Origin of the sequence: Rhodococcus sp. NPDC127593, assembly GCF_042671975.1 — a bacterium.
Taxonomy (GTDB): Bacteria; Actinomycetota; Actinomycetes; order Mycobacteriales; family Mycobacteriaceae; genus Rhodococcus_F.
Genome location: NZ_JBHXWI010000011.1, coordinates 19,686 through 40,548, shown reverse-complemented (window position 1 = coordinate 40,548; position 20,863 = coordinate 19,686). Strand labels below are relative to the sequence as shown.

General features: G+C 67.4%; 23 protein-coding genes. 11 read left to right on the top strand and 12 right to left on the bottom strand.

The features are described 5' to 3' along the window. The first annotated feature begins 129 nt into the window (after window positions 1-129). Genes ACFVJ3_RS12230 through ACFVJ3_RS12220 form a run of 3 tightly spaced genes read left to right on the top strand, consistent with a single transcriptional unit; the run spans window position 130 to window position 3,315 of the window. Window positions 130-654, top strand: coding sequence for a MarR family winged helix-turn-helix transcriptional regulator (locus tag ACFVJ3_RS12230; RefSeq protein WP_378452299.1), 525 nt, complete (start codon window positions 130-132; stop codon window positions 652-654). Next, on the top strand, window positions 647-2,446 hold the full coding sequence (locus tag ACFVJ3_RS12225; RefSeq protein ID WP_378452298.1) for an AMP-dependent synthetase/ligase: 1,800 nt from the start codon (window positions 647-649) through the stop codon (window positions 2,444-2,446). The genes ACFVJ3_RS12230 and ACFVJ3_RS12225 overlap by 8 nt, the downstream gene beginning before the upstream one ends. Before the next feature lie 17 nt (window positions 2,447-2,463). Beyond that, the gene (locus ACFVJ3_RS12220) at window positions 2,464-3,315 is read left to right on the top strand and encodes a patatin-like phospholipase family protein (RefSeq protein WP_378452297.1); all 852 of its coding nucleotides are present in this window, start codon (window positions 2,464-2,466) and stop codon (window positions 3,313-3,315) included. A gap of 3 nt (window positions 3,316-3,318) precedes the next feature. Here the strand turns inward: ACFVJ3_RS12220 and ACFVJ3_RS12215 are convergent, their stop codons facing one another. After that, window positions 3,319-4,566, bottom strand: a complete 1,248-nt coding sequence (locus tag ACFVJ3_RS12215) for a lipase family protein (protein WP_378452296.1) — start codon at window positions 4,564-4,566, stop codon at window positions 3,319-3,321. 119 nt (window positions 4,567-4,685) lie between these two features. Between ACFVJ3_RS12215 and ACFVJ3_RS12210 the strand changes: the two genes are divergently transcribed. After that, window positions 4,686-5,180 carry a GNAT family N-acetyltransferase gene (locus tag ACFVJ3_RS12210; RefSeq protein WP_378452295.1) on the top strand — a complete coding sequence of 165 codons (495 nt, stop codon included), beginning with the start codon at window positions 4,686-4,688 and terminating at the stop codon, window positions 5,178-5,180. 4 nt (window positions 5,181-5,184) lie between these two features. Here ACFVJ3_RS12210 and ACFVJ3_RS12205 read toward each other — a convergent pair whose 3' ends face one another. The 3 genes from ACFVJ3_RS12205 to ACFVJ3_RS12195 are packed head-to-tail and all read right to left on the bottom strand — an operon-like array spanning window position 5,185 to window position 7,410. Next, complete coding sequence (locus tag ACFVJ3_RS12205) at window positions 5,185-5,946, bottom strand: amino acid ABC transporter ATP-binding protein (RefSeq protein WP_378452294.1); 762 nt, start codon at window positions 5,944-5,946, stop codon at window positions 5,185-5,187. Beyond that, on the bottom strand, window positions 5,943-6,611 hold the full coding sequence (locus tag ACFVJ3_RS12200) for an amino acid ABC transporter permease (protein ID WP_378452293.1): 669 nt from the start codon (window positions 6,609-6,611) through the stop codon (window positions 5,943-5,945). The genes ACFVJ3_RS12205 and ACFVJ3_RS12200 overlap by 4 nt, the downstream gene beginning before the upstream one ends. A 10-nt stretch (window positions 6,612-6,621) precedes the next feature. Beyond that, window positions 6,622-7,410, bottom strand: a complete 789-nt coding sequence (locus ACFVJ3_RS12195; protein ID WP_378452292.1) for a transporter substrate-binding domain-containing protein — start codon at window positions 7,408-7,410, stop codon at window positions 6,622-6,624. A gap of 98 nt (window positions 7,411-7,508) precedes the next feature. Here ACFVJ3_RS12195 and ACFVJ3_RS12190 point away from each other — a divergent pair, with 98 nt between their 5' ends. Then, entirely contained in the window at window positions 7,509-8,972 is a 1,464-nt protein-coding gene (locus ACFVJ3_RS12190; RefSeq protein ID WP_378452291.1) for a SulP family inorganic anion transporter, read from the top strand. Here the strand turns inward: ACFVJ3_RS12190 and ACFVJ3_RS12185 are convergent. After that, the gene (locus ACFVJ3_RS12185; RefSeq protein ID WP_378452290.1) at window positions 8,969-9,739 is read right to left on the bottom strand and encodes a deoxyribonuclease IV; all 771 of its coding nucleotides are present in this window, start codon (window positions 9,737-9,739) and stop codon (window positions 8,969-8,971) included. The two genes, ACFVJ3_RS12190 and ACFVJ3_RS12185, sit on opposite strands and share 4 nt — an antisense overlap. 199 nt (window positions 9,740-9,938) lie before the next feature. On the opposite strand from ACFVJ3_RS12185, the gene ACFVJ3_RS12180 reads away from it, so the two are divergent. Together ACFVJ3_RS12180 and ACFVJ3_RS12175 are read left to right on the top strand one after the other, a co-directional pair. After that, the gene (locus tag ACFVJ3_RS12180) at window positions 9,939-10,187 is read left to right on the top strand and encodes a helix-turn-helix transcriptional regulator (protein WP_378452289.1); all 249 of its coding nucleotides are present in this window, start codon (window positions 9,939-9,941) and stop codon (window positions 10,185-10,187) included. Beyond that, a complete protein-coding gene (locus tag ACFVJ3_RS12175; RefSeq protein WP_378452288.1) occupies window positions 10,187-11,422 on the top strand; it encodes a type II toxin-antitoxin system HipA family toxin in 1,236 nt (411 codons plus the stop codon). The genes ACFVJ3_RS12180 and ACFVJ3_RS12175 overlap by 1 nt, the downstream gene beginning before the upstream one ends. A 5-nt stretch (window positions 11,423-11,427) precedes the next feature. On the opposite strand, the gene ACFVJ3_RS12170 is transcribed toward ACFVJ3_RS12175, so the two are convergent. After that, window positions 11,428-12,054, bottom strand: coding sequence for a hypothetical protein (locus ACFVJ3_RS12170; protein WP_378452287.1), 627 nt, complete (start codon window positions 12,052-12,054; stop codon window positions 11,428-11,430). A 96-nt stretch (window positions 12,055-12,150) separates the two neighbouring features. Between ACFVJ3_RS12170 and ACFVJ3_RS12165 the strand changes: the two genes are divergently transcribed. Further along, window positions 12,151-13,326, top strand: coding sequence for a hypothetical protein (locus ACFVJ3_RS12165; RefSeq protein ID WP_378452286.1), 1,176 nt, complete (start codon window positions 12,151-12,153; stop codon window positions 13,324-13,326). Further along, window positions 13,323-13,733, top strand: coding sequence for a PPOX class F420-dependent oxidoreductase (locus ACFVJ3_RS12160; RefSeq protein WP_378452285.1), 411 nt, complete (start codon window positions 13,323-13,325; stop codon window positions 13,731-13,733). The genes ACFVJ3_RS12165 and ACFVJ3_RS12160 overlap by 4 nt, the downstream gene beginning before the upstream one ends. Here ACFVJ3_RS12160 and ACFVJ3_RS12155 read toward each other — a convergent pair. Next, on the bottom strand, window positions 13,728-15,014 hold the full coding sequence (locus tag ACFVJ3_RS12155; protein ID WP_378452284.1) for an HNH endonuclease: 1,287 nt from the start codon (window positions 15,012-15,014) through the stop codon (window positions 13,728-13,730). The two genes, ACFVJ3_RS12160 and ACFVJ3_RS12155, sit on opposite strands and share 6 nt — an antisense overlap. Before the next feature lie 134 nt (window positions 15,015-15,148). Here ACFVJ3_RS12155 and ACFVJ3_RS12150 point away from each other — a divergent pair, with 134 nt between their 5' ends. Further along, window positions 15,149-15,760, top strand: coding sequence for a maleylpyruvate isomerase family mycothiol-dependent enzyme (locus tag ACFVJ3_RS12150; RefSeq protein ID WP_378452283.1), 612 nt, complete (start codon window positions 15,149-15,151; stop codon window positions 15,758-15,760). 6 nt (window positions 15,761-15,766) lie between these two features. Here the strand turns inward: ACFVJ3_RS12150 and ACFVJ3_RS12145 are convergent, their stop codons facing one another. The 4 genes from ACFVJ3_RS12145 to ACFVJ3_RS12130 are packed head-to-tail and all read right to left on the bottom strand — an operon-like array spanning window position 15,767 to window position 18,672. Continuing rightward, on the bottom strand, window positions 15,767-16,177 hold the full coding sequence (locus tag ACFVJ3_RS12145) for a hypothetical protein (protein ID WP_378452282.1): 411 nt from the start codon (window positions 16,175-16,177) through the stop codon (window positions 15,767-15,769). A gap of 33 nt (window positions 16,178-16,210) precedes the next feature. Continuing rightward, window positions 16,211-17,023: an SDR family NAD(P)-dependent oxidoreductase gene (locus ACFVJ3_RS12140; protein WP_378452281.1), complete on the bottom strand. Its 813-nt coding sequence runs from the start codon at window positions 17,021-17,023 to the stop codon at window positions 16,211-16,213. A 45-nt stretch (window positions 17,024-17,068) separates the two neighbouring features. Beyond that, window positions 17,069-17,860: an SDR family NAD(P)-dependent oxidoreductase gene (locus ACFVJ3_RS12135; RefSeq protein ID WP_378452280.1), complete on the bottom strand. Its 792-nt coding sequence runs from the start codon at window positions 17,858-17,860 to the stop codon at window positions 17,069-17,071. Between the two features lie 35 nt (window positions 17,861-17,895). Further along, window positions 17,896-18,672, bottom strand: a complete 777-nt coding sequence (locus ACFVJ3_RS12130) for an SDR family oxidoreductase (RefSeq protein ID WP_378452279.1) — start codon at window positions 18,670-18,672, stop codon at window positions 17,896-17,898. Window positions 18,673-18,898: 226 nt separating this feature from the next. On the opposite strand from ACFVJ3_RS12130, the gene ACFVJ3_RS12125 reads away from it, so the two are divergent. Further along, window positions 18,899-19,816: a tyrosine-protein phosphatase gene (locus tag ACFVJ3_RS12125; RefSeq protein ID WP_378452278.1), complete on the top strand. Its 918-nt coding sequence runs from the start codon at window positions 18,899-18,901 to the stop codon at window positions 19,814-19,816. Window positions 19,817-19,818: 2 nt separating this feature from the next. Here ACFVJ3_RS12125 and ACFVJ3_RS12120 read toward each other — a convergent pair whose 3' ends face one another. Next, window positions 19,819-20,766 (bottom strand): aldo/keto reductase, encoded by a 948-nt coding sequence (locus ACFVJ3_RS12120; RefSeq protein ID WP_378452277.1) that lies wholly within the window; start codon window positions 20,764-20,766, stop codon window positions 19,819-19,821. Between the last annotated feature and the right edge of the window lie 97 nt (window positions 20,767-20,863).

Genomic DNA, 20,863 nt, shown 5'->3' with positions numbered 1-20,863 from the left:
GGCCGGTAGCCGCGGACGGAAAGCGTTCTCCAATTGTGACCGTGTGACGTTTCCGGCCGAAGGAATTTCCGAAGCATCAATAGCAGTATGGGCAGAACGTGAGTCGAGCAAAGGACAACGGGAATCGAGGTGCAGGTGGTCGAGGCCAGAGTGGTCGGATACAGTTGCGGTGTGCAACACAACGAGGTCGAGTCGGTGGAAACGCCCGCATCGGGCGTGGTGGCCGTCCACGACGAACTCGTCCGCCTCGTCCGTCAACTGGTTGCTGGTGACCGTCCTCCCGTCGGATCCCCGACGTTCGCTCAACATTCGCTGCTCTCTTTCGTCGCTCGCAATCCGGGATGCCGGGCCACCCAGATCTCGGACGCATTCGGCGTGCACCGCTCCACGGTGTCGCGTCAACTCCGGGGCTGCATCGACGAGGGATGGGTGCACGCAGAGCCGGGGCCGCTCCGCAGCGGTCACCCGCTGAGCCTCACGGACGGCGGCGTCGCGGTGCTGGCCGGCGCCGACGCACGTCGGGTGGAGGAAGTCCGCGACCGGGTGGCCGCGTGGTCGGACAGTGAAATCGCCGCGTTCGCCCGGCACCTCCGGAAATTCCGCCAGGGCGGCGACACAGACCACGACAGCATCGGAGACGACACCCGTGCGTGAGTACACCAGCGCCCCGACGTTCACCGTCTCCGACCACGAGAACGCCGTGCTGAGGGTATTCGCGCACGCCGAGAGCTACCCGGATCGGGTGATGTACACGCGTCCGGAGTCCGGGGGGTGGGTCGACGTGACGGCCAAGGACTTCGGCGCGCTCGTCATCGGGGTCGCGAAGGGGTTGATCGCCAACGGTGTCCAGCCCGGCGACCGCGTGGCACTGCTGTCGTCGACGAGATTCGAATGGTCGCTGCTCGACTACGCGATCTGGGCGGCGGGCGCCGCGTCCGTTCCGATCTACGACTCGTCCTCGCACGACCAGATCCGGTGGATCATCGAGGATTCGGGGGCTGTCGCCGCGCTCGTGGAGACTCCGGCCCACGCGTCGAGCTTCGAAGGCGACGGCATCCCCTACACGCTGAAGCGCATCCTCACCATCGACGAGGACGCGGTGGGCACGCTCATCAGGGACGGATTGTCGATCGACGATTCCGAGGTGTTCAAACGCGTGGTGGCGCTGACCGCCAACGATCCCGCCTCGCTCGTGTACACGTCCGGGACCACGGGGCGTCCCAAGGGCTGCATTCTCACACACCGGAACTTCCTGTCGGAGGTGCGGGCGTTGCTCGCGGCGCCGATCGGTGACGTCGCCCGGCCGGGCAACCGCGTCCTGACGTTCCTTCCGCTGGCACACGTGCTGGCGCGCGCGGTGTCGCTCGCGATGTTCGAGGCCGGCGCGACGCAGGCGCACTGGTCCGACTTCGGCACGGTCACGGGGGAATTCGAACGCTTCCGGCCCAACGCCATTCTCGGAGTTCCCCGCGTGTTCGAGAAGGTGCGGGACGGTGCGGCGCGCAAGGCGGCGTCGGCAGGCGGCCTGCAGAAGCGGATCTTCGACTTCGCCGAGGCCACGGCGGTGGCGTACAGCGAGGCGCAGGACACGGGTGGTCCGTCGCTGCGGCTCCGGCTCGAGCGTGCGCTCGCCGACAAGCTCGTCTACGCGAAACTCCGTGCCGCCCTGGGCGGCGACTGCTGGTGGGCGATCTCGGGTGGCGGGGCCCTCATCCCGAGGCTCGGTCACTTCTTCCGCGGCATGGGAGTTCCGGTCTACGAGGGTTACGGTCTCACCGAATCGACTGCCGCACACTGCGTGAACGTGCCCGGCGCCCAGAAGATCGGGACGGTCGGTCAGCCCCTGGGCGGCAACAGCGTGCGGATCGCCGAAGACGGTGAGATCCAACTGCGTGGCGGCGTCGTGTTCGGCGGCTACTGGCGCAACGAACACGCCACGCGGGACGTGCTGGACGACGGGTGGTTCCGCACCGGCGATCTCGGCGACCTGGACGACGAGGGTTACCTGACCATCACCGGCCGCAAGAAGGATCTGCTGATCACCGCCGGCGGCAAGAATGTGTCGCCGGGGCCCCTCGAAGACCGGCTGCGCTCGCACACTCTCGTCTCGCAGGCGGTGGTGGTGGGAGACGGCCGCCCGTTCATCGGTGCCCTGCTGACCGTCGATCCGCAGGAATTCGACAAGTGGAAGTCCACGCACGGCAAGCCGTCCGACGCCACGGTGGCGGACCTGCGCGACGACGAGGAGCTGCGCGGGGATCTGCAGGACGCGGTGGACGACGCGAACACCACCGTGTCGCACACGGAGTCGATCAAACGGTTCGTCGTCCTCGGCGGCGACCTCACGGAGGCCGACGGGGAACTGACCGCCACCCTGAAGATCAAGCGTCCCGTGGTGACCGAGCGCTTCGCCGACGACATCGCGAGCCTGTACCGGCGGGGCTGACCCGTTACGGTGGCGGCATGACAACAGCTTTCGTTCTGTCGGGTGGGGCGAGCCTCGGGGCCATCGAGGTCGGCATGTTGCAGACCCTGATCGGCAGGGGAATTCGGCCGGACCTCATCGTCGGCACGTCCGTCGGCGCGCTCAACGGTGCCTGGCTCGCCGGCGGCTCCTCCGACGCGGATCTTCGTGAACTGGCCGATCTGTGGCGCGGGCTGAAGCGCAGCGCGGTGTTTCCCACCGGATTGCTCACCGGGTTCACCGGCTTCGTCGGGCTCGGGAACCATCTCGTGTCGAACCGGGCCATCAAGCGGTTGTTGGAGAAGCATCTCCGGTTCGAGCGGATGGAGGACGCACCCATTCCGCTGCACGTCATCGCCGCCGACGTGCTGACCGGCAAGGACGTCCGGTTGTCGACGGGGCCTGCCGTCGACGCCGTCACCGCCAGCGCGGCGTTGCCGGGCATCCTCCCACCGGTGGTGATCGACGGCCGGGCGCTGATGGACGGCGGCGTCGTCAACAACACCCCCATCTCCCACGCGATCGAGCTGGGGGCCACCACCGTGTGGGTACTCCCCACCGGATATGCGTGCACGCTGTCCAAGGTCCCCGGAAGTGCCCTGGGCATGGGGCTGCTCGGTGTGACCCTCGCGATCAATCAGCGGCTTGCCCTCGACATCGAGCGGTACGAGAGTGCCGCCGACATCCGGGTGGTGCCCCCGCTGTGCCCGCTGGACACGAGTCCCGCCGACTTCGGCGATGCCGACGAGCTGATCACGCGGGCTCGGGAGCAGACCGCGAAGTGGCTCGACGAGGCGCGGGTCGTCGCGGTCGGTCAGGCCGATCTGCTGCTGCCGCACGTGCACGGATAATCGTCAGCGGCACCCCGCGGGCGCCGGCACCCCGGCCAGGCGCTCGTCGATCCAGCGCACCACCTCGGGCAGCGCGACCACGGCCGCGGTGAGGTGCTCGCCGAACTGCGGGGCGTAGGTGACGTCGCCGCCGCCGCGGCACCACTCCCGCTGCAGAGCGATCACCCCTTCCTCCGGAATCCACTCGTCGCCGAGGAACACCCGCGACGACCCGTGATAGAGCAGCACCGGCGTGGCCGGGGTGAGCGCGCCCATCCTGTTCTCGGCGACCACCGTTCGTGCCGTGGGGGAGTCGAACGGGTCGGGTACGGACGCGAACAGTTCGGCGGGAAGCGAGGCGATACCGGTCGGGGCGAGAGCCAGGATGCACTGATCCTTCAGCGGGGACGTCGCCAGCAGCACGCCGAGCGGATTCGCCAGTGTCAGCATCTCCGGATACTCGCGGGCGAGCCCGAGGACGGCCGACAGGTACAGGCCCGAACCGAGCTGGCCGTTCATTGTCCTGCGCAGCAAACCGAAATCGGTGGGGATCCCGCCCGCGGCGGCGCCGGCGAGTTCGACGTCCGGCGCGTACGACGGCTGCAGTTGCGCTGCCCAGCCGGTGGCGATCGCACCACCGCTGTATCCGGTGGCGACGACCGGACTGTTCGAGAGCCCGAGGCCGGGCAGACGCTTCATGCCGCGGATACTGTCGAGCACGGCGTGACCGGCCATTCGTCCGGCGCTGTACGCCATCCGCGGTCCCTGGTGATCGGGCACGAGCACCGCGTAGTTCTTCGCGAGGAACAACGCCAGCACCGGCGGGATGTCCAGGTCCAGTGTCTGCCCGTCGTGCACCATCTTGTAGGACGGGGTGCACCGGGCGCCCAGTGAGTCGATGGGCATGTTGTAGTCGACCACCGGCCTCGGTCCCGGTGCCGTCCACTCTGCGGTCGGCACGAGGACCGTCGCGGTCACCGGCACGGGACGGTCCTTGGAATCGTTGGAGCGCACCATGATCTGGTGGGCCCGGTGCGGCACCAGCACATTCGGGAACGCGCGGAGCGTCACCCGCCGTGAGCGGATTATCTCGCCGGCGCCGAACTCCGCGACGTTCGGCGGCCACGTGAAGAAGTCGTCGTCCAGGATGGGGGTCGGGAGAATGGATTCGGGCCCGAGGGGCTGGGCCGACACACGTGGGGGGTGGGCGCAGACATACGCGGCCGCGCAGGTGGAGAGTGCCATCAGGACCACTGCACGAAACAGCTTCATCGCTACCACCGCCTGAGGTAACTGTCCCAGAATGTAACTGTAACTTCAGTAACATCATCGCAGATCGACACGGGTACAGCGGTGGTTTGTTTTCGCCGCAGGGTGGTTACTGTGTGTGCATGGCGGTCACCGTGGAGCGGGCAGTACTCGAGCAGGCTGAAGACATCGTTCAGATGCACTGGGACGCTGAGGATTGGATCCTGGCCAGGGAACTCGACGCACCCGCCCGGGGTGAGGTGTCGCTCGCCGACGTTCGTGAACAGATCGAGTTCGGAGAATGGCGTGTCGCGCTGTTCGCGGGGATCGTGGTCGGGGCGCTGCGGGTGCTGCGAACCGACCCGGACGTGTGGATCGAGGACGACATTCCGGCCGCCTACGTGGCCCGCGTCATGACCGACCGCCGGCACGCCAGCGCGGGACTCGGCGCCCAGTTGCTCCGGTGGGTCGACGAGCACGCCCGCTCCGAGGACGCGTCCGTCGTCCGGCTCGAGTGCGTCGAAACCAACGCCCGGCTACGCGACTACTACGAGGAGCAGGGTTTCTTCCTGGTGGGTCGCAGGGACTTCGAGGTGGAGTGGCCGAGCGTCGTGCTCATGGAGAAATCCCTGCGCTGACCGTTCACAGCGGGTCGAGAATCCGGTGCAGGAATTGTCGCAGTCTCGGCCCGGTCGGATTGGCGAGTACGTCTTTCGGTGTGCCGCGTTCGAGTACGACACCGTTGTCGACGAACAACACCTGGTCGGCCACCTGCTGCGCGAACCGGATCTCGTGGGTGACGATCACCATCGTCCAGCCCTCGGTCGCGAGATCCCGGATCACCCGCAACACCTCGCCGACCAGTTCGGGGTCGAGTGCGGACGTGGGCTCGTCGAACAACATCAGTTTCGGTTTCAGGGCGAGTGCCCGGGCGATACCGACCCTCTGCTGCTGACCGCCCGACAGCTGATACGGGTACTGGTCCGCCTTCTCCGCCAGGCCGACCTGGGTGAGCAGCCGCATCGCGTCCGCGCGCGCCTCGCCCTTGGGTCGTTTCTGCACCACGATCGGTCCCTCGGTGACGTTCTGGATCACCGTCTTGTGCGGAAACAGGTTGTGGGCCTGGAACACCATGCCGCTCTGCCCGCGGAACCTGGCCAGCGTCGACCGGTCCACCTTGGCACCGAAGTCCACGGACACGTCGCCGATGGAGATCGTCCCGAGGTCCGCCACATCCAGGGCGTTGAGGGTGCGCAACACCGTCGTCTTGCCGGAGCCCGACGGCCCGATGATGACGGTCACCGTTCCCGCCCCGACGTCGAAGCTGATGTCGCGCAGGACGTGGTGGTCGCCGAACGACTTCTCGACGCCGGATACCTGAAGCAGGGGAGGGATGTCGGTCATCGGGCCACATACCTGTCGAGTCGGGCTTCGAGCCGGCCCTGGATGGCCGACAGGAAGATGCAGATCACCCAGTAGTACAGGGCAGCGACGCTGTAGAGGGCGAAGAAGTCGAAGGTGGGCGCGGCCGCGAGCTGGGCGACGCGCAGCAGTTCGGTCACCAGGATCGTCGACGCCAGCGACGTGTCCTTCACCAGTGAGATCAGTGTGTTGGACAGCGGCGGAACGGCCACCCGCGCGGCCTGCGGCAGCACGATCCGCTGCAGTGTGGTGCTGTAGCCCATGCCGATGGTCTGCGCGGCTTCCCACTGCCCCTTGGGGATCGACAGGATCGCCGACCGGATCACCTCGGCGGCGTACCCGCCGACGTTGAGGCTGAAGGCGATCACGGCCGCCGGGAAGGGGTCGAGAACCACGCCGAACTGCGGCAGCGCGTAGAACACGATGAACAGCTGCACCAGGAGCGGCGTGCCGCGGATGATGGAGACGTAGAACCGGGCGATCACCGACAGCGGTCTCATCGACGAGATCCGGGCGAGCGCCACCAGCAACGCGATGACGAGCCCGATGGTGAAGCTGATGATCGTCAGCGGAATCGTCATGGTGACCGTGGCCTTCAGCATCGGCCACAGGTTGTCCAGGATCAGCTGGACTGTTGCGTCGTCCACAGGCCGTCTCTCAGTTGGTCGGCGCCGAGACGTCGGTGCCGAAGTACTTCTGCGAGATCTGGGCGAGCGTTCCGTCGGCGCGCAGTTCGTCCAGGGCCTTGTCGATGTCGGGCATCAGGCCGCTGTCCTTGCGGGCCGCGAACGCCTGCTCGCTCGTGTCACCGGTCTCGGCGGCCACCTTCACACCGGTGTCGCTCGTCTGCCTCTGGTATTCGGCGACGGCCAGATTGTCGTTGACGGTGGCGTCGACGCGGCCGTCCTTGAGCAGCGTGATGGCCTGCACGAAGCCCTCGACGGATTCGACGTTCGCGCCCGCGTCCCGGGCGACCTGTGCCCAGTTGCTCGTCGCCGACTGCGCCGTCGTCTTGCCGTTCAGGTCGGCGAGCGAGGTGATCGAGTTGTCGTCGGCGCGGGTGACGATCACACCCTCGGAGTAGGTGTACGGCGTCGACAGGTCGTACTTCTGGGTGCGTTCGTCGTTGACGGTCACCTGGTTGGCGACGAGGTCGTAGCGTTTCGCTTCGAGGCCCGCGAAGATCGAATCCCACGGGGTCTGCGTGAACTCGACGGAGACGCCGAGTTTGTCGCCGACCGCGCGGATGACATCCACGTCGTACCCGGTGAGCTGACCGTCGGGGCCCTGGTAGCTGAACGGTGTGTACGTGCCCTCGGTGCCGACCTTCAGGACCCCGGCCTCGCGAACCTGGTCGATGACCGGCCCCGAGTCGGAGTTCCCACACCCCGCCAGCGACAGCGCGGTCAGGACGGTGATCAGGACGGCCGGAAGTGTGCGTCGCACGGGGTTCCTCCTCTGTCGGCGGATCAGCTAACCGTACTGGTCGAACGCTACCCGGATAGGATCTTCCGAGTCCCCTCAGGAAGAAGGATTGTCTCGCCGTGCCCACTCTCGCTCTCCGACGGCCGGTGTGGCTGCATCCGACGGTGTTTCGTATCGAGTCGTTGTCCGCGCTCGTCGTGGCGATGGCCCTCATCCCGGAGGCGTTGTCGTTCTCCATCATCGTGGGTGTCGATCCGCGGGTGGGCTTGTTCACCGCCGCGATCATGGCGATGACCATCGCGTTCACCGGCGGCCGTCCCGCGATGATCTCCGCGGCCACCGGTTCGGTGTCGCTGGTGCTGGCCCCGCTCATGGCGTCACACGGATTGCAGTACCTCATTGCGGCCGTCTTCCTCGGCGGTGCGATGCAGATCCTCCTCGCCGTCCTCGGGGTCGCGCGGCTCATGCGGTTCCTGCCTCGCAGTGTGATGGTCGGGTTCTGCAACGCGTTGGGAATCCTCATCTTCGTTCACCAGTTCCCGTATCTGACGAACGTGCCGTGGGCGGTGTACGCGCTCCTCGCGGCCGGCCTGGCGCTGCTCGTGTGGATCCCGAAGCTGACCACGGCGGTGCCCGCCCCGCTGCTGGTGATCGTCGGGCTCACCGCGTTCACCGTCCTCGCCGGTGTCGCGGTGCCCACCGTCGGCGACCAGGGTGAACTGCCCGACGGGCTGCCGACTCTGATCGGGCTGCCGGACGTTCCGCTCACGGTCGACACCCTGAAGATCATCGCGCCGTTCGCGCTGGCGATGGCCGTCGTCGGACTGCTCGAATCGTTGATGAGCGCCAAACTGGTGGACTCCGTCACCGACACGCATTCGGACAAGACGCGGGAGTCGTGGGGGCAGGGTGTCGCGAACATCGTCACCGGGCTCTTCGGCGGCATGGGCGGGTGCGCACTGATCGGGCAGACCATCATCAACGTCAAGACCGGCGGCGCGCGAACCCGGTTGTCGACGTTCCTGTCCGGTGCGTTTCTGCTGATTCTCGTGGTCGGGCTCGGCGACGTGGTGGGGACCATTCCGATGGCGGCGCTCGTCGCCGTGATGGTGCTGGTGGCCGCCACGACCTTCGACTGGCACAGCGTCCGCACGCTCCGGCGGATGCCGCTGAGCGAGACGATGGTGATGCTCAGCACCGTGGCGGGCACCCTGGCCACCGACAATCTCGCGATCGGTGTGGGTGTCGGCGTGCTGGTGGCGATGGTTCTGTTCGCGCGCCGGGTGGCTCACATGGTGGACGTGCGCGGCGAACTCGACGGCGACGTGAAGACGTACCGGGTGAGCGGTCAGCTCTTCTTCGCCTCGTCCAACGATCTCGTGTTCTCGTTCGACTACGCGGACGACCCCGGCCGCGTCGTGATCGATCTGTCGGGCGCCACCATCTGGGACGCGTCCACCGTGGCCGCGCTCGACGGCATCACCACCAAGTACGCGAGTCGCGGCACCGACGTCACGGTGGAGGGCCTGAATCCGGTCAGCGAGGAGCGGTACCGCAGGCTGACCGGCCGGCTGGGCGACTAACCGGCAGTTTCCCGCAGGTACGCGAGGTCCTCGGCCAGCCCCTCCGCCGGCGTCTCGAGGACGACGGGCGCATCGGCGGTTCGCACGACCTCGGCGAGCAGTTCGGCGTCGATGGTTCCGTCGGCGAGGTTGGCGTGCCGGTCGCGGGCCGAGTTGAACTCGTCGCGGGAGTTGTTGAGGTGCACCAGGTCGATGCGCCCCGTGATGGCCTTGATGCGTTCGACGACACCCACCAGTTCCTCACCACCCGCCCACGCATGACAGGTGTCGAGGCAGAATCCTGCGCCGAAATCACCGACCTCCTGCCACAGCCGGTCGATGGCGTCGAAGTGCCGTGCCATCGCGAAGTCGCCGCCCGCCGTGTTCTCGATGAGGATGGGGACGGGGAATCCGCCCTTGTCGGCCTGGCGTTCGAACAGTTTGCGCCAGTTTATGATCCCCGCGTTCACGTCCTCGCCGTCGCGGACGTGCCCGCCGTGGACCACCAGCCCGAACGCGCCGATGTCGGCGGCGGCCTGAGCCTGCTGCGCGACGGCGTTGCGGGACGGCATCCGGAGCCGGTTGTTGAGGCTGGCCACGTTGATCACGTACGACGAGTGCACGACGACGTCGATGGGGCTGTTCCGGATCTCGTCGGTCCGCGGATGCGCGGGCGGTTTCTCCCACTTCTGTGGGTCCGTGAGGAACATCTGAATGACGTCGGCGCCGAGCCGTTCGCCGTATCCGATCGGATCGTCGTCCTGGCGGACGTGTGCTCCTATGCGCATGTATCCAGGGTAGGGGGTGGGTGTGTCAACAAACCTTGTGCTTGTCATCGCAGGCTTACGACCGGTGTAGGTCACATTTCGGACCTTCTCGCACCTTAAGCTTGCATTCGCAATCATAGGCATGGACTTCGGGGCAGAATCGGCGCACACTGGCGTTAAGCATCCGTCGACAAGCATTGCACTGATCAGGGAGGCTTCAATGGCAACCCCACGCCGCCGCGAGCGTACCGAGACCGGCGGGATCGCCGACGGGTTCGTGGCGCGCCGACATCAGCTCGGGCTCACGCAGGCGGAGCTTGCCGACCTGGCCGGGGTGTCGAGGTCGAGTGTGCAGTCGATCGAATCGGGTCGGGGAACCGTCCAACTTGATCTCGTCGACGCCGTCGCGGACGCGATGGGATGCCGTCTGACACTCGTCACCCGCTCGGGTGTGGAGGTGGCGTCCTGATGGTCGAGAACCTCAGCAGCGTCGACCGCGCAGATGTCTACAAGGGTGAGCGCCTCGCGGGCAGTCTCGTGCGGGAGGGCGGTGACGTCGTCTTCCGCTATGACACCGCGTACCTGCAGGACCCCGGCGCCCCGCAGGTCGCATGGACGATCCCCACGTCGTCGACCGACGTGCGCGCGAGTGGGGGCAGCGTCCCGCCGTTCTTCGCGGGTCTCCTCCCCGAAGGGATCAGGCTGCGGGGCGCGGTGGCGGCCACCAAGACGTCCGAGGACGATCACCTCACGATCCTGATGGCGGTCGGGGCCGACACGATCGGCGACGTGCGCGTACTGCCCGCGGGGGTGCCGCCGCCCGAGACCGCACCGGTGTTCGACCCCGACGCGGTCGAGCGCCAGGACCTGCGGGCGCTGTTCGAGCACATGTCGGGGCACGAGGCGGTGAAGCTGGACCCCACCTCGCTGCCCGGTGTCCAGGCGAAGGTGTCGGCTCAGATGTACTCGACACCGATCGCGACCGAGAAGGGTCCCGCCATCCTCAAACTCTCACCACCGCAGGGGTATCCGCAGTTGGTCGAGAACGAGCACTTCTTCATGGGACTCGCCGCGCAGTGCGGGTTGCCCGTCGCCGACCACCAGCTGGTACGCGATGGGAAGGGCAATGCCGGTCTGCTCGTCGCCCGGTTCGACCGGCGCGTCGATTCGGCCGGCCGCGTCATCCGCACACCCCAGGAGGACGCGTGCCAGGTGATGGGAATGTTCCCCGCCGCCAAGTACCGGCTGAAGACCGAGAGTGTGATCACCGCACTCGCCGGCGTGTGTGAGCGCGGTGGCGGTTCGGCGCGGGTGGCCACCCTGGAACTGCTTCGGCTGGTCGCCTATTCGTACGCGATCGGCAACGGCGACCTGCACGGCAAGAACTTCTCGGTGCAGCTCGCCGAATCCGGCCTGTGGAGTGTCACACCCGCCTACGACCTCCTGTGCACCCAGCCGTACCTCGCATGGCGCGACCCGATGGCGCTCGACTTCTACGGCAAGGCGAACAAGCTGACGCGCAGGCACCTCGTCGAATCCGGTGGGCGGCTCGGTGTTCCCGAACGCGCGGTCACCAGAATGCTCGACGGCGTTCGCAAGGGCATCGGGCGCGGCATCGGGGAGATCGAGACGATCGGCTTCACCGCGAAGGAGAACGCCCAGCTGCGCACGCTGATGGAACGGCGCTCGGACGAACTGGGCTGACCGCCTCACCACACTCGAAACGCGCTGTCCGAGAGCGTGAATCCGTGGCCCGCATCGCTGCGGCACGAGACCCCGGACGTCTCGTCGACGAGACACGTCAGGTCATTCACCTGCAACGCGGTGCCGTACGACAGTGCGGGGGCGGCGGATCCGTCGAGAGGGTAGTACCGGGGATCGCCGGCGCTGGCGAACTCACCGGGGCGTCCACCGGTGACCTCGATCGCGTTGGGTGTCACCGGGGTGCCGGACGCACCGGACCCCGGAACCTTCGGCGCCGACGCCGGCATCGGGCCGTGACAGCCGGCGGTCGGGACGTCGCCGCCGGTGAGGATCGCGCAGTGGAACTTGGTGCTCGGCGTCGTGAAGTAATAGCTCCCCGCCGCGGTGCCGGCAAATGTCTGCGGGTTTGCCTGGGCAGGGGTGTTCGTGGTGGTAGTCGTCCTGGTCGTGGGGCTCGTCGTGCTCGTAGGGGTAGGGGTAGTGGTGGTCGTCTTCGGTGCGGTCGTCACACTCGGGGTGGTCGCGGGCCCCGCGACGGCGCCGGTCTCGGGGGAGCCGTCGACCGAGCGACCGCAACCGGCCACCACCAACGCCGTCGCGAACAGAAGTACCGCACGCACCGTGAAGGTCATGAGGGAGAGCCTAGAACCGCAGGCGGCCTCGAGCGGTCGCGGCGCGTCGGACGAAATTCTGGGACAGTGGTGAGCAGCGAACTGCCAGGAGGTCCGATGTCGGAAAGCACCCAGTACGAGGAGCGGCGCGCACGCATCTCCCTGCAGGTCCGCCAGTGGTGCGAACGATCCGCGATCACGGGCACGCACGCCCCGTTGTCGGACGCCGCTGCTGTGCTGATCGCCGCCGGACACCTCGATTTGCCCACCCGGCAGGTACTCACCAACCGGCGTCGCGCGGGCCGCACCATCCCGTCGATCCGGGGCTTCGGGGCGCTGCGTCTGCTGACGGACGAGTACCACCAGGTGGCGCGCCGCGCCGACAGCCTGCGTCCCGGACCGGCCCAATTGCTGTTCAAGTACCGCGCCACCGAACTGGGCCGCAGGCTGCAGTCATATCGGTCTGCGGTGGTGATGTCGCCGGCGCACTACGGCAACGGTGTCCGGGCGATGCGTCGGGATCGGCGCGAGGGTGTCCATCTCGACCTCGAACAGCGTGAGGCGCTGTTCCAGGCGCTGCAACGCACACCGGCGCCGATCGCCGGTACCGCGCTCGAACGTGCAGGCAACTATGCCCGCGGCACCGCGGCGGAACGACTCGGCCAGGCGGCCGAGAACACCCCGATGGCCGCAGTCGGACGACGTGTCGCCGACGCCATCGGCAAGGGCGTCGATCTCGACAACGACAGATTCGCCGACTCGTACGACACCCTGCTCTACCTGGCGGGGATGCTCTTCGACAGGATCGACGGTTCCGCCGTCTGGCATTCGGAGCACTTCGCGATCCAGCGGTACCAACTCGACCTCGCCGAGGAGCTGACACAGATCGCCGTCGACACCGTGGCGCTGCGCGGAATCCGGACCGAACTCGACGAAGCACTGCGCGCCACCCATTCCGACACGGCCTGTGAACAGATCGAGGCCCGGCAGAACGCGCTGAAGCCGGTGTGGGATCAACTGGTCGACCGCGTCGCCGCACTCGCACGAATCGGCGACCTGCTGTCCCGAGCCGAGGTGCAACTGCGATCAGTGCTGGCCGTCAACCGGGCGATGAGTCTCGACAGCCGCATCGACGAACTCATCGCACGTTCCGGCGACCGCGAGTTGTCGGCGGAGAACACCCATCACGTCGGCGATCAGTTCGGCGGGGTGGAGGAACTGATGCTCACCTACCAGTCGACGCTGTACGGCGACATCGCCGAACTCACGTCCTGGTCAGGTGGGAACAAGTGACATTCACCGCGCTGGGAGATGAATCGTTCGTCTCCCTCACCACGTTCCGCCGGTCCGGGGAGCCCGTGTCGACGCCGGTCTGGATCGCGCGCGACGGCGACGATCTCATCGTCATTACCCCGGCGGACAGCGGAAAGGTGAAGCGGCTACGCAACAACCCGAGCGTCGAACTTTGCCCATGTTCCCGGCGGGGAAAAGTGGACGCCGGGGTCGACTCGGTCGCCGCAGTGGCCGAGATCGTCACCGACGAGTCCACCAGCCGAAGGATGGCCGACACCATCCGGGACGAGTACGGGCTCGAATACCGGATCGTGATGTTCGTCGAACGAATGCTCGCGCGTCGGCAGAAGCCGCGGGTGCTGTTACGGATCACCCCGGCGACCGAGAGGGTAATCGCCACCTCATGACGCGCGCAGGTGCGCCGGGGTCGAGAGCGGCGGCGCGGTTGATCGGTAGTGGTGCCCGGTCGGGGTGCCGACGTCGATGAGGTGGGTGCGGCCGGGCCGGCCGACCGGGCGGGCCGTCCAGCCCGGCGCTTCCTTCGCAGAGTTGCAGGCCTCGCAGAGGCCGGACCCGTTGTGCACGCTGGTCGCCCCTTGCTTTCGGCGTGAGCGGATGTGGTCGTGATGCCGGATCGGTGCATCGCACGACGGAGTGCGGCACGTCCGATCCCGGAGATCGATCAGCTTCCTCAGGCCCTTCGGGAACGTACGGGACTGCGATTCCATCGCCGTCAGCGCACCCGACTGCGGGCAGGAATACACCCGCTGCAGCGACGTCTCGGTGCCACTATCGACGGCGTCGGCTACCAACTGCCGAGCGATACCCGCCGACACCGGCCCGAATCCCTGTAGCTGCGCGGCCTCGTGACCACCGGCCAGCAAGGTCTCGTCGGAGAGCACCAGATTCACCGCCACTGGAACACCAATAGCAGCAGCCCGCCCAGTGCCACGCTCGAACATCAGATCCACCATGAGCTGATTGCGGGTGCGGCCGCCGCTGTTGCCGGTCGCGATGAGACTGTCCGCGTCCCGACCCAGGGTCGTCTGCAGGCAGACGGCCTGCTTGACCGGCATCAGCACACTCAGGTAGGCCATCGAATCAGGGGCGGGCCGTGTCGTGACGCGCCGTTCCGACACCGCTTTGCGATGCCTTCGGACCACCGCGGCGGCGTCGAGTTCGACCGCCAACGCTTTCGCCCGGGCGATCAGACCGCGGTCGCCGACGCCGTCGAGAGTGGCCGGGTCCGAGCACAACCGGCGGTCGACGATTCCCCGATCTGCCGCGGACAGGCACGCTGTTTCCCGCACGAGCAACGTCGCACGCCATTCGTTCAACCGGCCGGTCTGCAACATGGCCAGAGTGTGGGGCATCTCGTGCACCAGAGCCTGCGCGAACCCCAGATGCCGGCCGCCCCGATTGGGGGACTCCCTGCGTGCCAAGGCGATTTGCGACGCAATACCCCGACCCCACTCGGACTGCGGAAGTCGCCGAGCCCTGCGGTCCGCACGAATACTCGTCGCGACGTCGTCGGTGATCACCGCCTGCACCGCGCACCCGACCGACTTCAACGTCTCGATCGCATCGAGCAAATCGATGCCCAGTCCCGGATCGCCGTCGGCAGAAACCACACGCAACCGCGCGGTGAACGCACGCAATTCGTCCAGAGCCGGTGCCAGTTCCCCCACAATCAACCTCCCCCAAGGCCGTTCGAATATGTGTTCGATTCTGCTAATCATGTTCGACTGGGGCAATACTCGGCGGATCCGGTCTACGGTGGGCGTGAGAAGTCTCGTCGACAGAGATGTGGGGGCCGAGAGCGATGACCGATGACGCCGCTCTGCAACGTGCGGTCGTGAACGAGTTCACGGCACTGGCCGATCTGCTCGACGGGATCTCGGAGGCGGAGTGGGACACACCGTCGCTGTGCGAGGGTTGGCGGGTTCGCGAAGTGATCGCGCATCTCACCATGGCGGCGCGCTACTCCGAGGAACAGTTTATGGCGCGCCTGCGTGAGTGCGAGTTCGATTTCACCCGGTTGTCCAACGAGATCGCCCGTAGCGACGCCGAATTGGCATCAGCGGAACTCGTCGCCAACCTGCGCTCGGACATCATGCGCCGCTGGACCCCACCGGGCGGCGGATACCACGGCGCTCTCAACCATGTGGTGATCCACGGACTCGACGCGACGGTCCCGCTCGGGGTTCCGCGCCGTGTACCCGAGGCGGCGATCCGCATCGTCCTCAACGACCTCACGGCGGGTGGCGGGCACTCGAATTTCGGCGTCGGCATCGAGGGTCGCCGCCTGCGGGCCACGGACCTCGACTGGTCGTATGGATCGGGCGCCGAATTGCGCGGAGCGGGCGAGGATCTCGCACTGATGATCTGCGGCCGTACGCTTCCGGCAGGACGGGTCGAGGGCGACCCGTTGTGATCTGGTTCAGATTCCCGGAATGAAGCCCGGGTAGACGAAGTGCCCGGGGCCTCCGCCGGGGAGGGTGGCGCCGAGGGATCCGGGGAAGTCCATGGACAACTTGACGAGTTTGTGTGGTTGCCCGTTCTGGTCGGCTTGCCAGCAATCGAGCAGCACGCCGTGGAATCCGGTGCAGACGATGCGGTTGGCGGTTCCGAACGGCGAGGTGAGCCGATTTGCGCTGACGAACGGATTCCAATAGTCGACGTCGGTCGGGGTGAGGAAGTTCTGGTTGTCGAACGGCGCGACCGGACTGGGCTCGGTGGGCACCGGCGGCCATTCGTCGGCGGCGGCCACACCGGCGCTCCCGAGAAGGGCGGCGGCGGCGACGGCCACGGTGGCGGTGATCTGTGCGAATCGGCGAGTAGCGGTAGTCATCTCCACTAGGCCACAGTAAACCGGCGGCCGTTTCTACGTCCGCAAACCGGGATGACGGCTGGCCAGGACGGGGACGAGGAGCTTGTTCGGCGCGAGGTGGGCGAACACGGAAGCCGCCCGGTTCGCGAGGCCGGGGATGGCGATCATGTGCCCCTTGTCGAGGCCGTCGATTCCGGTCCTGGCCACGGATTCGGGGCTTTCCCACATGAAGCTCGGCAGTGCGGCCTCGGCGTCTTCCTTCGCGAAGCCGGCTGTCTCACCGAAACCGGTGTCCACCGGCCCGGGGCAGAGGGCAGTCGCCGTGACGCCGCTGCCTTTCAGTTCGCCGGTCAAGCTCTCGGTGTAGGACAGGACGAATGCCTTGCCTGCGGCGTAGGCAGCTTGTCCGGGCAGCGGCTGGAACGCGGCAGTGGAGGCGACGTTGAGGACGGCTCCTCGGCGTCGTTGCACCATGCCGGGCAGGGCGCGGCTGCACAGGTCGGCGACGGCCGTCACGTCGACCTCGATCATGTTCATCTCGGCGTCCGGATCGGACGCGGCCACCGGGCCGAGTGTGGACAGGCCGGCGTTGTTGACGAGGATGTCGAGGGTGAGACCGAGTTCGCCGACCCGGTCGAGCAGCGTCGCGCGGGCCGAGCGGTCGGAGAGATCGGCACCCAGCACGTGCGCCCGACCACCTGCGGCCCGCAGTTCGGTGGCCAGTTCCTCCAACTTCTCGGCCCGGCGTGCGACGAGCACCACCTGGTGACCACGGCGGCTGAGTTCACGGCTGAGGGCCGCGCCGATCCCGGACGACGCTCCGGTGACGAGCGCGGTGCGATCGGCGGCAGGTGTGGGCAGGCTCATGGATCCAACCTACGTGCCGCCGTCGCACGCGCAAGGGTTCACCGCTCAGGCGTGGGTTCCGCCGTCGATGCGGATCTCGGTTCCGGTGACGAACGCGCCGTCGTCGGAGGCGAGCATGGCGACGACTCCGGCGACCTGCTCGGGTCCGCCCATGGCCGCGCCACCCGATTCCAGGGTGGTCGGGAGGATGGGTGAGAGCTTGGCGAACAGGCTCCAATCGGCATCGGACGGAACGTATCCGGATGTGGCGTCGGTGATGCCGGTCTTGATGCTGCCGGGGGCGACGCCGACGGCGCGCAAACCCTGCTTGCCGTATTCGAGGGCGAGCGCATGGGTGAACGACTGGATGCCGCCCTTGCTCGCGGCGTACGCGGCCATGTAGGGGTGCGCGAACGCGGCGGACGTGGAACTGAAGTTCACGACCACGCTGCGCTCGTTGCGCAGTAGCGCGGGCAGGCATTCGCGAACCATGAGGAACGTGCCGGTGAGGTTGATCCCGATCACCTGATTCCACAGGTCCAGCGACGTCTCGTGGGTGTGCGAGGCGCGGAGAATGCCTGCGGCATTCACGAGTACGTCCAGTCCGCCGAGATTCTCGACGCTGCGGCTCACGCCGTCGGTGACGGACTTCTCGTCGCCGATGTCGATTGCGGCGACGCTGAGGCGCCCCGCCGTGCCTGCCGCCTCGGCCAGTTCCACCGTCCGCGCGAGGCCGTCCTCGGAGACGTCGGCTGCCACGACGGTGCCGCCTTCCTCGAGCAGGCGGAGGGCGGTCGCCTGTCCGATACCCGACGCGGCTCCGGTCACCAGGATCCGCCGGTTGTCGAATCGATTCATCGTCTGTGCTCCTCGTGTTGCTTTCGAATTCGATCTCATTGGCCCATGACGTATTTGACGGTCGGCCCGGCGGTCCAGCCGCCGTCGACGGCCAGTTCCGCTCCGGTGACGTAGGTGGACGCGTCGGACAGCAGGAATCCGACGGCGCCGGCGATTTCTTCGGGCACCCCGACCCGGGCCATGGGGGTGTTCGGGTAGTTGCCCTCGCCCTGCTGGATTCCGAGGCCGGCGGTCATCGGGGTGTACGTCATTCCGGGGTGGACGGAATTGACGCGGATCCGGTCGGTGCCGAGTTCCACGGCGGCGATCTTCGTGAGCCCGCGCACACCCCACTTGGACGCGCCGTAACCGGCGGTCAGCGCGAGTCCCATCAGTCCGGCGGCCGACGAGATGTTGACGATGGATCCGCCGCCGGCGGCGCGCATCGGGCCGATCACGGCCTGCAGGCCGTTGAACACGCCGGTCAGGTTGATGTCGAGGACGGTCCGGAAGTGTTCGAGCGGTTCGTGCTCGATGTATTGGCCGGTGGAGATACCGGCGTTGTTGACGAGGCCGTCGACGCGTCCGAATTCGCTCGTCGCCACGTCGACCGCGGTCTGCCACTGCTGCGGGTCGGTGACGTCGAGGTGGCTGTACCGCGCCCGCTCACCCAGCTGGTCGACGGTCGCGCGGCCGTCGTCGTCGAGAACGTCGCCGACCACGACGCTGCCGCCCTCGTCGACGATGCGCTGGGCGAATGCTGCGCCGAGCCCCCGCGCCGCCCCGGTCACGATCACAACCTTCCCCGCCAGTTGCTGTGCGGTCTCGGTCATCTCAGCTCACATCCTCGTCGTCAAAGAGTCACGTTCGTCGGGCACGTCGGCTGCCGACGGCCCGAGTCTGCTGTGGGCGCCGCCGGCGGGAAACGGGTTCTCCCGGTGATCGGAACAACTCGTAGCCACGGGAAACGTCCGGCCACTGTGATGTGGATTACCCGCTGACGTTCCGGACATGCCGGACGAGCGGATCTCCCCGACAGCCCATCGAAAGGCTTCCCCTATGTCTCGACGCGTCACCTCCACCGCCGCGGCGCTGATCACCGGCAGCGTCCTGTTCGCCGGTATCGGCGCGCCTGCGTTCGCTTCGGCGGACCCACTGTCGCTACCCGGAATCAGTCTCCCGGGATTCGGTTCGTCCGACTTCGGGAGCGCGGGCCCGGTCGTCGAGACACCCCGATTGGCGTCGGTCGACAACTTCCGCGACGTCGGGGGATCGGGCCAGGGGTACGCCACCTCCCGTGGAGGACACGTCACGAGGGGACTGTTCTACCGTTCGAACGCGCTGGTTCCGAACGATCAGGATCTCGCGGTCCTCACCGGGCTCGGACTGACCGCGGTGTACGACGTGCGGACCGTCGAAGAGGTGGCGGCGAAACCCGACCGGCTCCCGGCCGGGCCGCGGTACCTCGGCATCCCCATCCTGTCGGGAGACCTGGGGGCCGCAGTCGCGCAATTGAAGTCGCCCGCCGACGCCGTCGCGTTCATGCAGCAGATGAACCGAAGCTTCGTCGACGACGCGGCAACCCGGGCCGGGTTCGCGCAACTTCTGACGTCATTGGCCGACACCGACGGGCCGCAGATCTTCCATTGCACGGCGGGCAAGGACCGCACCGGCTGGGCGTCCGCGCTGCTGCTGTCCATCGCGGGAGTCCCGCAGGACACCATCTTCGACGACTATCTGCGCACCAACGAGTACACCGCCGCATCGATGAAAATCACGTACGACCAGATCGCCGCGAGCCGCGGAGAGGCGGTGGCGCAGATCTACCAGCCGCTGCTGGGCGTCGACCGGAGCTACCTCGAGGCCGGGCTCGGTCGGCTCACCGAGCAGTACGGCACGGTCGACCGCTATCTCACCGAGGGGCTCGGGTTGAGTGCGGCGACCGTCGACCGGCTCCGGAGCAAGCTGCTGAGCTGAGGTCAGGCGCCGATCGCGTCCGAGAGAGTCGTGAGCCGGCTGATCTCGGCTGCGGTCAGGGTCACGGTCGGGGCGTCGAGCAGGGCAGGAAGTTGTTCGAGGCGGCTCGCGCTCGCGATCGGCGCGGTGATGCCGGGTCGGGTGAGGAGCCACGCGAGCGCGACGGTGGAGATCTCCGCCGAGTGTGTTTCGGCGATCTCGGCCAGGGCGTCGACGACGGCGAGGCCGGACTCGGAGAAGTAGCGGGTCGCCATCCGCTGGCGGGGTTGACCGTCCAGGTCGGCCTGGGTGCGGTACTTGCCGGCGAGGAAACCCGCGGCGAGCGAGTAGTACGGGAAGACGCCCAGGCCGTTCTCGGTGGCGATCGCGGCCACCTCGGGCTCGTAGTCGTGGCGGTGCACCAGGTTGTAGTGGGGCTGCAGCGCGATCGGGGCCGCGAAGCCGTTCTCGGCCGTCAGGGACAGCCACTCGCGGATGCGCTCGGGCGAGTAGTTGGAGATGGCGACGTGGCGGACGAGCCCGTCGTGGACCAGTTCGTCGAAGGCACCGAGTGTGTCGACGAGGGGAGTGTCGGCGTCGTCGAAGTGGGCGTAGTACACGTCGATGTGGTCGGTCTGCAGCCGCTTCAGGGATGCCTCCGCCGCCGCGCGGACGTTGGCGGGGGCCAGGCCCTTGAACTCCGGGTGCTGGCTGACCTTGGTGGCGATCACCATGTGATCGCGGTTGCCGCGGGACGCCATCCAGTTGCCGAGGACGGTCTCGGACTCGCCGCCGGAGTTGCCCTCGGCGAACGCGGAGTACGAGTCCGCCGTGTCGACGAAGTTGCCGCCACCTGCGGCGAAGGAGTCGAGGATCTCGAACGACGTCGGTTCGTCACTGGTCCAGCCGAAGGTGTTACCGCCGAGGGCCAGGGGAAAGATGTCCAGATCCGACGTGCCGATCGCGACCACGGGTGCTCCGTTTCTTGGTGTGTCCTGTCCGGGAATGTGCGAAGAGTTCGCCTGACGACGCTATCGCAGCCGCTAGGCGCACGCGCGTCCGGCTACC

Bases quoted from the DNA above. Each gene is read 5' to 3' on its own strand.
- ACFVJ3_RS12220 (WP_378452297.1), top strand. From the start codon at position 2,464: ATGACAACAGCTTTCGTTCTGTCGGGTGGGGCGAGCCTCGGGGCCATC.
- ACFVJ3_RS12215 (WP_378452296.1), bottom strand. From the start codon at position 4,566: ATGAAGCTGTTTCGTGCAGTGGTCCTGATGGCACTCTCCACCTGCGCG.
- ACFVJ3_RS12210 (WP_378452295.1), top strand. From the start codon at position 4,686: ATGGCGGTCACCGTGGAGCGGGCAGTACTCGAGCAGGCTGAAGACATC.
- ACFVJ3_RS12205 (WP_378452294.1), bottom strand. From the start codon at position 5,946: ATGACCGACATCCCTCCCCTGCTTCAGGTATCCGGCGTCGAGAAGTCG.
- ACFVJ3_RS12185 (WP_378452290.1), bottom strand. From the start codon at position 9,739: ATGCGCATAGGAGCACACGTCCGCCAGGACGACGATCCGATCGGATAC.
- ACFVJ3_RS12180 (WP_378452289.1), top strand. From the start codon at position 9,939: ATGGCAACCCCACGCCGCCGCGAGCGTACCGAGACCGGCGGGATCGCC.
- ACFVJ3_RS12175 (WP_378452288.1), top strand. From the start codon at position 10,187: ATGGTCGAGAACCTCAGCAGCGTCGACCGCGCAGATGTCTACAAGGGT.
- ACFVJ3_RS12170 (WP_378452287.1), bottom strand. From the start codon at position 12,054: ATGACCTTCACGGTGCGTGCGGTACTTCTGTTCGCGACGGCGTTGGTG.
- ACFVJ3_RS12165 (WP_378452286.1), top strand. From the start codon at position 12,151: ATGTCGGAAAGCACCCAGTACGAGGAGCGGCGCGCACGCATCTCCCTG.
- ACFVJ3_RS12150 (WP_378452283.1), top strand. From the start codon at position 15,149: ATGACCGATGACGCCGCTCTGCAACGTGCGGTCGTGAACGAGTTCACG.
- ACFVJ3_RS12145 (WP_378452282.1), bottom strand. From the start codon at position 16,177: ATGACTACCGCTACTCGCCGATTCGCACAGATCACCGCCACCGTGGCC.
- ACFVJ3_RS12140 (WP_378452281.1), bottom strand. From the start codon at position 17,023: ATGAGCCTGCCCACACCTGCCGCCGATCGCACCGCGCTCGTCACCGGA.
- ACFVJ3_RS12135 (WP_378452280.1), bottom strand. From the start codon at position 17,860: ATGAATCGATTCGACAACCGGCGGATCCTGGTGACCGGAGCCGCGTCG.
- ACFVJ3_RS12130 (WP_378452279.1), bottom strand. From the start codon at position 18,672: ATGACCGAGACCGCACAGCAACTGGCGGGGAAGGTTGTGATCGTGACC.
- ACFVJ3_RS12125 (WP_378452278.1), top strand. From the start codon at position 18,899: ATGTCTCGACGCGTCACCTCCACCGCCGCGGCGCTGATCACCGGCAGC.